The following is a 10,539-nucleotide window of genomic DNA, read 5'->3' on the forward strand; positions in this document are numbered from 1 at the left end:
GGTGCTCGACGGGCCCGGGGCTGCCACCATGGCGTACGTGTGGCGCGGGCGGGTGGTGTCGGTGGAGCAGCTGGGGCCGGACATCCGGGTCGAGATGGAGGCGGCGTAATTGTTCACCGGGATCGTCGAGGAGCTCGGGACGGTCGAGTCGCGGGAGGGAGGCCACTTCCGCTTCCGGGCGCCGCTGGTCACCGCCGACGCCGCGGTGGGGGACTCGATCGCCGTCAACGGGTGCTGTCTCACGGTCGTGGCCCTCGGGGACGGCTGGTGGGAGGCCGACGTGGTCGACGAGTCGCTGGCCCGGACCAACCTGGCCGACCTCGGCCCCGGGGATCCGGTGAACCTGGAGCGCCCGATGCGCCTGGCCGACCGTCTCGGGGGCCATCTCGTGCAGGGCCACGTCGACGGCGTCGGGACCGTGGTCAGCGCGGCGCCCGACCTGGTCGTGCGGTGTCCCAACGAGCTGCTCCGCTACGTCGTGGAGAAGGGCTCGATCACCGTGGACGGCTGCAGCCTCACGGTCGTCGAGCCGCTGGACGACGGCTTCCGCTGCGCCATCATCCCCCACACCATCGAGGTCACCGTGCTCGGCCGCAAGGGCCCCGGGGAGCGGGTCAACCTCGAGGTCGACGTCATCGCCAAGTACACCGAGCGGCTGCTCAGCGAGGGAGGCCGAGTTGCGTAGCACGGGCCCGTTCGCCCCGATCGAGGACGCCATCGCCGCCATCGGTCGGGGGGACATCATCATCGTCGTCGACGATCAGGACCGCGAGAACGAGGGCGATCTGATCATGGCGGCGGAGTACGCCACTCCGGAGAAGATCGCCTTCTTCCTGGCCCACACGTCCGGCCTCATCTGCGTGCCCATGACGGGGGACCGCCTCGACCAGCTCGACCTGCCGCTGATGGTCAGCACCAACACCGAGTCGCAGCGCACCGCGTTCACCGTGACCGTCGACTACCGGCACGGCACCACCACCGGGATCTCCGCTGCGGACCGCGCCGCCACCATCCAGGCCCTGATCGATCCCGCCACCCGCCCCAACGACCTGGCCCGCCCCGGCCACATCCTCCCGCTGCGCTACCGGACCGGTGGCGTCCTCAAGCGGGCCGGGCACACCGAGGCGGCCGTCGACCTGGCCCGCGCCGCCGCGCTGTACCCGGCCGCGGTGCTGTGCGAGGTGGTCAGCGCCGACAAGACCGATATGGCCCGGCTCCCCGAGCTGACCGAGCTGGCCCGCCGCCACGACCTGCTGATGATCTCGATCGCCGACCTCATCCGGTACCGGAGGCAGAAGGACAAGCTGGTCCGGCGCATCGTCGAGGCCACCCGCGTGCCCACCGCCTACGGGGACTTCAACTGCTACGCCTACGAGTCGCTCGTCGACGGGGAGCACCATCTGGCGCTGGTGAAGGGCGCCGTTCAGGGTGAGGACAACGTCCTCGTCCGGGTGCACTCCGAGTGCCTCACCGGGGACGTGTTCGGCTCCCTCCGCTGCGACTGCGGCCCCCAGCTCGACGCGGCCCTGCGGATGATCGCCGAGGACGGCCTCGGTGCGGTCGTGTACCTGCGCGGCCACGAGGGCCGCGGCATCGGCATCGGTCACAAGCTGCGCGCCTACAACCTTCAGGATCAGGGCCGCGACACCGTCGACGCCAACCTGGAGCTGGGGCTGCCGGTCGACAGCCGGGAGTACGGCATCGGAGCCCAGATCCTCGTCGACCTCGGGATCACCACCATGCGCATCATGACCAACAACCCGGCGAAATACGGTGGCCTCGAGGGCTTCGGTCTCGACATAGTGGAGCGGGTGCCGCTGGAGTCCCGCCCCAACCCGGAGAACATCGCCTATCTGCGGACCAAGCGGGAGCGGCTCGGCCACCTGCTGGAGGGGCTGGATGACGTCCTCTGACAAGACCAAGCGCAAGAAGGCGGCCGCCGCCTCGGCCAAGGACGGGTCGAAGGGGGACGGGCTGCGGGTGGCGATCGTGTGCGGCCGGTTCAACGACCTCGTCACCGAGAAGCTCCGGGACGGGGCGCGTGACGAGCTGACGGGGCGCGGGGTGGACCCCGTGTCGATCACCGAGGTCTGGGTTCCCGGCGCCTTCGAGCTCCCCCTGGCCGCCAAGCGCCTGGCGCAGTCGGGGGAGATCGACGCCGTGGTGTGCCTGGGAGCGGTCATCAGGGGGGATACCGGCCACTACGAGTTCGTGGCCGGGGAGTGCGCGGCCGGGATCCAGGCCGCCCAGCTGGAGACCGGCGTGCCGATGGCCTTCGGCGTCCTCACCACCGAGAACGACCAGCAGGCCCTGGACCGCGCCGGCGGCGTCGAGGGCAACAAGGGCGCCGAGGCGGCCGCGGTCGCGGTCGAGATGGCCGACCTGCTGCGCAAGCTGCCGGCGCCGGCCTCGCGGAGCTGAGGGGCGGAGGGACCGTGCTCTCGCTCGTGCTGCCCAAGGGCTCGCTGGAGAAGGCCACCCTCGAGCTGTTCGAGGCCGCCGACCTGGCGGTCCGGCGCAGCTCGGAGGTCGACTACCGGGCCGCCATCGACGATCCCCGGATCTCCGAGGTGCGGATCCTGCGCCCGCAGGAGATCCCGCTCTACGTGGCCGAGGGCCTGTTCGACCTCGGGGTCACGGGCCGGGACTGGATCGAGGAGACCGGGGTCGACGTGGTCACCCTCGGGGAGCTCGGCTACTCCAAGAACACCGCTCAGCCCATCCGGGTCGTGCTGGCGGTCGCCAACGACTCTCCCGTGCGCGGCGTCACCGAGCTGCCCGACCGGGTCCGCGTGTCGACCGAGTACCCCGGCCTGACCCGGCGCTTCTTCGAGAAGAACGGGGTCGACGCCGACGTCCGCCTGTCCTACGGCGCCACCGAGGCCAAGGTCCCCGACATCGCCGACGCCGTCGTCGAGATCACCGAGACGGGCCGGGCCCTGCGTGCCGCCGGGCTCAAGATCATCGACACCCTGCTCGTGTCGAACACCGAGCTGGTGGCCAATCCCGCCGCCGCCGCCGACCCCACCAAGCGCCATGCCATGGGCCAGCTCCTCACCCTTCTGCAAGGGGCGCTCGAGGCGCGGGGCAAGGTCCTGGTGAAGCTCAACGTCGGCAGGGACGCCCTCGAGCGGGTGATCGCCATGGTCCCGGCCATGAAGGCGCCCACCGTGTCCGAGCTGTTCGGAGGCGGCGGCTACGCCGTCGAGACGGTCGTGCCCAAGTCGGAGATCAACACCCTGATCCCGGCGCTCAAGGACGCCGGCGCCTCCGACATCATCGAGCTGCCGATCTCGAAGATCGTGCATTGACGGCCCCGGCCCGGCAGGCGGGCACGGTGGCGGATTTCGACGAGCAGCGCGGCACCGGTGAGGTCGAGACCCCCGCGGGCGGACGGCTGTTCTTCCACTGCACGGCCATCGCCGACGGGACCCGCACCATCCGGCCCGGAACCCGGGTGTCCTATCTGGTTGTGCCCGGGCACCTCGGGCACTGGGAGGCGGGGGACCTCCGCCCGGCCTGACTCCGCGGTGATCCTTGTGTGCCCGAGGGCGGCCGGGGAACCCGCAGGGTCAAAAGGCCGTGAAGGACGTCGATTCGCTCATCACGCTCTGGGCGGACCATCCGGACGAAAAGAAGTACCGGAACGATCTGTACGTCAAGCTGGCCGAGCTTCTCGGGAAGGAGGCCTACCTGCGCGCCGGCAACTGGTTGCCGGTGCTGCATACGAACCTGATCCCCAGCCACGACGGCCGGGAGGCCATCGGGCCGGATGGAGTGAGGCGCGAGGTCCTCGAGGGCGACGTCACCGCCATCACCTCGAAGGCGATCTCCCTGGTGCGACTGGCCACGGGTGACCTCGACGCTCAGGAGAGGCAGGCGCTGCTGGAGGACAACGCCGCCGAGCTGCTCACCAACAACGTCGTGGTGGAGCAGATCGAGTGGTTCGTGACGGAGAACTTCCTGACCTACGCCCAGGCGGTCAAGATCGGCTACCAGCTGGGAGCGCCCTTCGGTGCCCGGCTCGCCGCCGACCTCGGCACCATCGTGAAGGCCCGGTACGGGGAGGACGTGCTGATCGGCCTCTACTACCGGAACTCCTCGTGGATCGAGGACGCCACCGGGGCGGCTCATGCCCCGACGCAGGTGACGGTCGAGTCGGGCTCGTTCGTCGGCTGGCAGGCCACGGCCTTCTGGGATGTCACGGTGGGAGCGGTACGGGTCCAGATCGTCACGCCGGGCGGGAAGGCCTTCATCCTGGATCCCGACGGCAACGACGTGACCGGGGAGCGACCGGTGAACGCCGGCACCGCTCCGGCCCACGCGGACGACGGCGGCAGCTACTGGGCCGGCCCTCCCGTCACCCGGGACCTGGACGCCGAGGCCAAGGACGCGGCGTTGGCGGCCGCTGCCGCGGCCTGGTCGAAGATCGTCTCGCAGCTGTCGACGCTCCTGGCCGAACAGGCCCATCTCGAGAGCCAGATCGTCAACAACCCGCACAACCCCCACGTCACCGCCCCGTGGCAGACCCGGCTGGAGGAGGTGCGGTCCCAGATCGCCGTCCTGCGTCTGGAGCTGGCCGGGGCGTCCTCCCGGTTGGACACCATGCAGGCCACCCCCGCCTCGGGCTTCCGGGTCCCGGTCCGGGCCGCTCTGGTCGGGGCCGGCCTGGTGGCGGCCGGCGGCGTGGTGGCCGTGGCCGTCGGCGTCGGGGGGGGTGGCGGGCCCGCTCCCTCACCTGCGACCCACTCCGTGGTGGCCAGCCCGGCCACGACGCCGTCCAGCCTGCCCGCGTCCTCCGGCGTGGTCGCGACCACTCCGCCGCCGGCCGCCAACCAGCCCGCCGCCGTCCCGGCGACGGCGTCCGACCAGCCGGTCCTGACGCCGGTCTCGGCGGTGTTCACCCAGTCGGCGTTCCACACCGTCTACTCCGAGAACGCGACCGGGCCGGGCCTCAGCTACGCCTGGACGGTCAGCATCCCCTCCGACAGCGGGTGCGCCGTCGGCTTCCATCCCGGTGCGCCCGCGGCCGGCCAGGCGACCTGGTACCACGCCGATGTCAGCGAGGGCGGCGCCTGCAACCACGGCGGCAACGACTACGGCGCAAGCGGGCATCCCGGCACGGTGGTCGTGACCGTCACCAACGCCGACTGGAGCTGCACGGCGTCCTACTACGGCACCCTGTCGGGTAACAGCTCGGCGGCGCCGGTCTGCGCCCGCCGAGGCGGTTGAGGGCCGGCCCGGGCCCACCGGCCGGCGGGCCGATGCGCCGCTGGCCCGCTAGTTGGCCGAGCCGCCTCTGGCCGCCTGGACCTGGACGAAGGCGAGCTTGATCTGGGCCAGGCCCGCCGTCAGGTCGGGCTCGGCCTCCCCCAGCCGTCCGGCCAGCCCCTCCACCACCGCCGCCATGGCGTCGATGGCCAGCCGGGCGGCGACGAAGTCGGGCTGCTCCCGCGACAGGTGCAGAGCCGCCAGCTCGAACATCCCGAAGGCGTGGTTGGCCACCACGATCTCGGCGGGGGTCTGGGCCAGCTGGCGCTGCAGCTCGGCCAGTTGGGCGGCCTCCTCGGGGTCGAGGCCCACGTCCTGCCCGAGCGGCTCCTCGGGCCGGGAGCGGGGCGGGGGAGGAGGCGGTGGCGCCGGGGGCGGCCCGGACGGCGGCGCGCCGGCGGGTGGGGGGGACTGGGACGACGACGGCGGAGGAACCCGGTGCTCCCCGCCAGGGGTCCAGAGACTGCTCATCGCTGCTACCCTATTGGGCGAATCGAACAGGGAAGCGGGGCCGACCCGATGGCGCCCCCACCCGCCCATGGCCTACCGGCTTGTGCGGCGGGTCGACGGCCGCCAACGGCGGGTGCCCGCTCCCCAACGGGAGGAGCGCGCATAGTCACAGCCCCAGCTTCCAACGAGCCCAGGATCAACGAGCGCATACGGGCGCGCGAGGTTCGCCTCGTCGACTCGGATGGCCAGCAGCTTGGGATCAAGCCCCTGCCCGAGGCTCTCCACATAGCCCGGCAGGCGGACCTGGACCTGGTCGAGGTGGCTCCCCAGGCCGTCCCTCCGGTGTGCCGGATCATGGACTACGGGAAGTTCAAGTTCGACGCCGCCCAGAGGGCCAAGGAGTCCCGCCGCAAGTCGACCAACGTCGGGATCAAGGAGATGAAGTACCGCCCCAAGATCGGCCCGGGGGACTTCGACACCAAGACCCGCCAGGTCGAGCGGTTCCTGGGCGAGGGCCACAAGGTCAAGGTGACGATCATGTTCCGGGGCCGGGAGATGAGCCATCCCGAGCTGGGCAAGCGGATCCTCGACCGGGTGGCCGAGCACGTCTTGGAGGTCGGCAAGGTGGAGGTCGTCCCCAAGCTGGACGGGCGCAACATGATCATGGTGCTGGCGCCGGACAAGCGGGGCGGCGGTCCCCCGGGGCGGGGGCGGCCCACCAGGCCCGAGCCGGATGCCGCAGCGGAGCCGCCGGCGGAGGCCGAGCCCGGTGCCGCGGCGGAGCCGGTCGTGACGGCCGGGGCGCCCGCCGAGACGGCGGCATCGGCCGCCACGACAGCAGAGACCGAGGACTGACGAGATGCCCAAGATGAAGACCGACCGGGGCGCCGCCAAGCGCTTCAAGGTGACCGGGACCGGCAAGCTGAAGCGCCGGCGCGCCTTCAAGAACCACCTGCTGGAGAAGAAGTCGCCCACCCGGAAGCGCCGTCTCGGGCGCGAGGCGGACGTGGCCGGGGCCGACGCCCGCCAGGTGCGCCGGCTGCTCGGCCTCTAGCCGGGTCATCGGTCTCCAGACAGCCCCCCACGACAGGTCACGAGAGAGAGGAGGACGGATGGCCAGGGTCAAGCGCGCCGTCCAGGGTCGCAAGCACCGCCGGGCGGTGCTCGAGCGGGCGCAGGGTTACTACGGCAACAAGAGCCGCAGCTTCCGCGCCGCCAACGAGCAGGTCATGCACTCGCTGCAGTACGCCTACCGGGACCGCCGGGCCCGCAAGGGTGACTTCCGCCGGCTGTGGATCCAGCGCATCAACGCCGCCGCCCGGATACACGGCCTCTCCTACAGTCGGCTGATCGCCGGGCTGCGGGCCGCCGGGGTGGAGCTGGACCGCAAGATGCTGGCCGACCTGGCCGTGACCGACCCGGCGGCCTTCGCCCGGATCGTCGAGGTGGCCCGGGACGCCGCTCCTCCCCCGGGCGGAGCCCAAGAGCGCGCCAGCTGAGCGGAGCTCCCCTCCAGCTCCGCAACCAACGGGTCGCCCGCCTGCGCCGTCTGGCCGGCCAGCGCGCCGAGCGCCGGGCGGAGCGGGCCTTCGTGGTCGAGGGGACCAAGCTGGTGGAGGAGGCGTTGGAGGCGGGAGCGGCGGTCGAGGCGTTGTACTGGTCCCGAGGGGCGCCGGCGGTGATGCTGGACCGGGCCCGCGACGCAGGGGTCCCGACCTACGAGCTGGCGCCGGGTGTCCTCGAGCGGGTGGCCGACGCCGTCACCCCGCAACCGGTGATGGCGGTGGTCGGAGCGGCGCCGGTCGACCTCACCGGGCTGCGTGACGCCCGCTCGGTGCTGGTGTGCGACCAGGTGCGTGACCCCGGGAACGCCGGGACCCTCGTCCGCACGGCGCGGGCTGCCGGGGTGGACGGTGTGGTGTGGTGCCGCGAGTCGGTCGACGTCTACAGCCCCAAGACGGTCCGGGCGTCGGCCGGGGCCGTGTTCCGCGTCCCGTTCGTGGTCGATGCCGAGCCTGGGCCGGTCATGGCGGAGCTGGGCCGGTGGGGTTTCCGCAGGCTGGCCGCGGTGCCCGAGGGCGGGAGAGACTACGGCGCCATGGATCTGAGCGGCCGCTTTGCCCTGATGGTCGGAAACGAGTCGCACGGGCTCGGCGCCGGCCGGCTCGACCTCGTCGACGACCTGGTGTCGGTGCCGATGTCGGGAGGTACGGAGTCGCTGAACGTCGGCGTGGCCACGGCGGTGATCTGCTTCGAGGCGGCCCGCCAGCGCCGGACGGCGGGGGTCGGGCCGTGACCGCTGAGTGGGACGCCGACGACCTCCCCGACCCGGTGATCCGCCTCGACGGCCGGGCCGTGATCCTGGCTGCCAACGCCGCCGCCTGCCACCTCACCGGCTTCTCCGCCGACCAGCTCGTCGGCCGGCCGTGCCACGAGGCGCTGGCGCCGCGCGATGACGAGGGGCGCCCGCTGCTGCGGACCGGCTGGCCCCGGGCCTCGTCCCTGCCGAGCGTCCGCCGCATCCCCGAGCACGAGGTGGTGATCAGGGGGGCGGACGGCGGCGACGTGCGGACGTTCGTGACCGGCTCCTACCGGCGGGACGGCGCGAGCGGGGTCACGGCGGCCACCCTGGTGCTGCGTCACGCCGGGCGGCGCCGGGACCTGGCGGCGGCCGGCGCTCAGGTCGTCTCGACGGTGAGCCACGAGCTGCGCTCTCCGCTCACGTCGGTGAAGGGCTACACCAGCCTGCTCCTCAACCGGTGGGACCGGCTGGCGGACGACGACAAGAAGATGATGCTGGAGCAGGTGCAGCACGACGCCGACCGGGTGACCCGGCTGATCACCGAGCTGCTGGACATCAGCCGGCTGGCGTCCGGACGCCTGGTCCTGCGCCGCCAGATGGTCGACCTCGCCGAGCTGGCGGGATCGGTCGTCGCCAAGGTGGCCATGGAGTACCCGGCGCTCGACGCCCATCTGGAGTTCGCCGAAAATCTCCCGTCCGTCTACGCCGACCCCGACAAGATCGTCCAGGTGATGACCAACCTCGTCGAGAACGCCTGCAAGTACGCGAGCACCGAGGGCCTGCGGGTTGCCGGCACCTACGACGACGACGACGTCACGATCTCGGTCACCGACCGGGGCGAGGGCATCCCGGCCGAGGACCTCCCCCGGGTTTTCAACCGCTTCTTCCGCCGAGCCGAGGGACGCCCGACCGGATCGGGGCTCGGACTCTGGATCAGCCGCGGTCTGGTGGAGGCGCACGGGGGCCGCCTGGAGGTGGAGTCGGTCGTCGGGCAGGGGACGACGTTCCGCTTCGCCCTGCCGCGGGGGGCGTTCGACGAGGCCCATCCCGAGCCGGGCGGCAGCCGATGAGTGACGACCTGGCCACCCTGGAGCGGGACGGCCTGTCCCGTCTGGCCGGCGCCGGCTCGGTGGAGGAGCTCGACCGGGTCAGCGGGGAGGTGGCGGGCAAGCGCTCGGCCCTGGCCTCGCTGGGGCGGTCGCTCGGTGCCCTCGATCCGGAGGAGCGCCGGGCGCGGGGCGCCGAGCTGCAGGCGGTGCGGGGCCGCCTCGAGGCCGCCGCCGCCGAACGGCGCGCCGCCCTGGAGGCCGAGGAGCGCCGGCGGGCCCTGGACGCCGACCGCATGGACCTGACCGAGGTGCTCGGGGACTCGGGCCGCGGCCACCTCCACCTCCTGACCCAGACGCGGGACGAGCTCGAGGACGTGTTCGTCGGGATGGGCTACCGGGTGGCCGAGGGGCCGGAGGCGGAGACCGACTGGTACAACTTCGAGGCGCTCAACATGCCCCCCGCCCATCCGGCCCGGGGGATGTGGGACACGTTGTACCTGGAGGTGGGGGAGCAGGAGTCGACGCTGCTGCGGACCCACACCTCGCCGGTGCAGATCCGCGTGATGGAGTCCCAGCCCCCGCCGATCTACATCGTGGCGCCGGGCCGGGTCTACCGGCGGGACACGCCCGACGCCCGCCACCTGGCCACGTTCCACCAGATCGAGGGTCTGGTGGTCGACCGCGGCATCACCTTCGGGGACCTGGCCGGGACGATCGAGAGCTTCACCGGCGCCTACTTCGGGCCCGACATCCACTCCCGTCTCCGCCCCTCGTACTTCCCGTTCACCGAGCCGTCGGCCGAGTTCGAGGTGACCTGCGCCATCTGCCGCGGCGGGGGCTGCCGCACCTGCACAGGAACGGGCTGGGTGGAGCTCGGGGGGTGCGGCATGGTGCACCCCAACGTGCTGAGCTCGGTCGGCATCGATCCGGAGGAGTGGTCGGGGTTTGCCTTCGGCTTCGGGATCGACCGCTGCTCCCAGGTCCGCCACGAGATCCCGGACATGCGGGTCTTCCTCGACAACGACGTACGCGTCCTGACGCAGTTCTGAGCCGAGAGACATGCGCGTCCCCCTGTCCTGGCTCCGCGACTTCGCGCCGATCGAAGTGCCGACCGACGAGCTGACGTCGGTGCTCAACGAGCTCGGCCTGATCGTCGACGGCGTCGAGCGAATCGGAGAGGGGCTCGGGGACGTGGTGGTGGCCCGGGTCACCGACATCCGCTCCATCCCGGGCGCCGACCGGATCCGCCTGGTGACCGTCGACGCCGGAGGGGACCCGGTCGACGTCGTGTGCGGGGCGTGGAACTTCGAGGTCGGGGACCTGGTGCCCCTGGCGCCGGTGGGAACGGTGCTGCCCAACGGCCTCGAGATCGCCCGGCGCAAGATGCGGGGGGTGGTCTCGAACGGGATGCTGTGCTCCCCGTCGGAGCTGCGTCTGGCCGACGACTCGGCCGGCCTGTTGGTGCTG

14 protein-coding genes are annotated in these 10,539 nt (G+C 72.2%); 13 read left to right on the forward strand and 1 reads right to left on the reverse strand.

Translation table 11 applies throughout. The annotated features are described in order from the left end of the window. Positions 1–109: 109 nt before the first annotated feature. From VFW24_11180 to VFW24_11205, 6 genes are read left to right on the forward strand one after another with little or no spacing between them, the layout of a single operon-like run. A complete protein-coding gene (locus VFW24_11180; protein ID HEX5267326.1) occupies positions 110–685 on the forward strand; it encodes a riboflavin synthase in 576 nt (191 codons plus the stop codon). After that, entirely contained in the window at positions 678–1,913 is a 1,236-nt protein-coding gene (locus VFW24_11185) for a bifunctional 3,4-dihydroxy-2-butanone-4-phosphate synthase/GTP cyclohydrolase II (GenBank protein HEX5267327.1), read from the forward strand. The genes VFW24_11180 and VFW24_11185 overlap by 8 nt, the downstream gene beginning before the upstream one ends. Continuing rightward, positions 1,900–2,421 carry a 6,7-dimethyl-8-ribityllumazine synthase gene (gene ribH, locus VFW24_11190; protein HEX5267328.1) on the forward strand — a complete coding sequence of 174 codons (522 nt, stop codon included), beginning with the start codon at positions 1,900–1,902 and terminating at the stop codon, positions 2,419–2,421. Before VFW24_11185 ends, ribH begins: the two co-directional genes overlap by 14 nt. Positions 2,422–2,435: 14 nt before the next feature. Continuing rightward, on the forward strand, positions 2,436–3,311 hold the full coding sequence (gene hisG, locus VFW24_11195) for an ATP phosphoribosyltransferase (protein HEX5267329.1): 876 nt from the start codon (positions 2,436–2,438) through the stop codon (positions 3,309–3,311). Continuing rightward, on the forward strand, positions 3,308–3,523 hold the full coding sequence (locus VFW24_11200; GenBank protein ID HEX5267330.1) for a cold shock domain-containing protein: 216 nt from the start codon (positions 3,308–3,310) through the stop codon (positions 3,521–3,523). Before hisG ends, VFW24_11200 begins: the two co-directional genes overlap by 4 nt. Before the next feature lie 59 nt (positions 3,524–3,582). After that, positions 3,583–5,232 (forward strand): hypothetical protein, encoded by a 1,650-nt coding sequence (locus VFW24_11205; protein HEX5267331.1) that lies wholly within the window; start codon positions 3,583–3,585, stop codon positions 5,230–5,232. A 48-nt stretch (positions 5,233–5,280) separates the two neighbouring features. Here VFW24_11205 and VFW24_11210 read toward each other — a convergent pair whose 3' ends face one another. After that, the gene (locus tag VFW24_11210) at positions 5,281–5,742 is read right to left on the reverse strand and encodes a hypothetical protein (protein ID HEX5267332.1); all 462 of its coding nucleotides are present in this window, start codon (positions 5,740–5,742) and stop codon (positions 5,281–5,283) included. A 48-nt stretch (positions 5,743–5,790) separates the two neighbouring features. On the opposite strand from VFW24_11210, the gene infC reads away from it, so the two are divergent. The 7 genes from infC to VFW24_11245 all read left to right on the forward strand — a co-directional run. Then, the gene (infC, locus tag VFW24_11215; GenBank protein HEX5267333.1) at positions 5,791–6,576 is read left to right on the forward strand and encodes a translation initiation factor IF-3; all 786 of its coding nucleotides are present in this window, start codon (positions 5,791–5,793) and stop codon (positions 6,574–6,576) included. A 4-nt stretch (positions 6,577–6,580) separates the two neighbouring features. Then, entirely contained in the window at positions 6,581–6,775 is a 195-nt protein-coding gene (rpmI, locus tag VFW24_11220; protein ID HEX5267334.1) for a 50S ribosomal protein L35, read from the forward strand. 58 nt (positions 6,776–6,833) lie between these two features. Further along, positions 6,834–7,220: a 50S ribosomal protein L20 gene (rplT, locus tag VFW24_11225; protein HEX5267335.1), complete on the forward strand. Its 387-nt coding sequence runs from the start codon at positions 6,834–6,836 to the stop codon at positions 7,218–7,220. A 92-nt stretch (positions 7,221–7,312) separates the two neighbouring features. Further along, positions 7,313–8,017 (forward strand): RNA methyltransferase, encoded by a 705-nt coding sequence (locus VFW24_11230; protein ID HEX5267336.1) that lies wholly within the window; start codon positions 7,313–7,315, stop codon positions 8,015–8,017. Beyond that, positions 8,014–9,093, forward strand: a complete 1,080-nt coding sequence (locus VFW24_11235) for a PAS domain-containing sensor histidine kinase (protein HEX5267337.1) — start codon at positions 8,014–8,016, stop codon at positions 9,091–9,093. The genes VFW24_11230 and VFW24_11235 overlap by 4 nt, the downstream gene beginning before the upstream one ends. Next, positions 9,090–10,121 carry a phenylalanine--tRNA ligase subunit alpha gene (gene pheS / locus VFW24_11240; protein HEX5267338.1) on the forward strand — a complete coding sequence of 344 codons (1,032 nt, stop codon included), beginning with the start codon at positions 9,090–9,092 and terminating at the stop codon, positions 10,119–10,121. The genes VFW24_11235 and pheS overlap by 4 nt, the downstream gene beginning before the upstream one ends. A 10-nt stretch (positions 10,122–10,131) precedes the next feature. Beyond that, the coding region (locus VFW24_11245; GenBank protein HEX5267339.1) for a hypothetical protein at positions 10,132–10,539 on the forward strand (408 nt) is incomplete at its 3' end.

This window comes from Acidimicrobiales bacterium (assembly GCA_036273495.1).
GTDB lineage: Bacteria > Actinomycetota > Acidimicrobiia > Acidimicrobiales > JAJPHE01 > DASSEU01.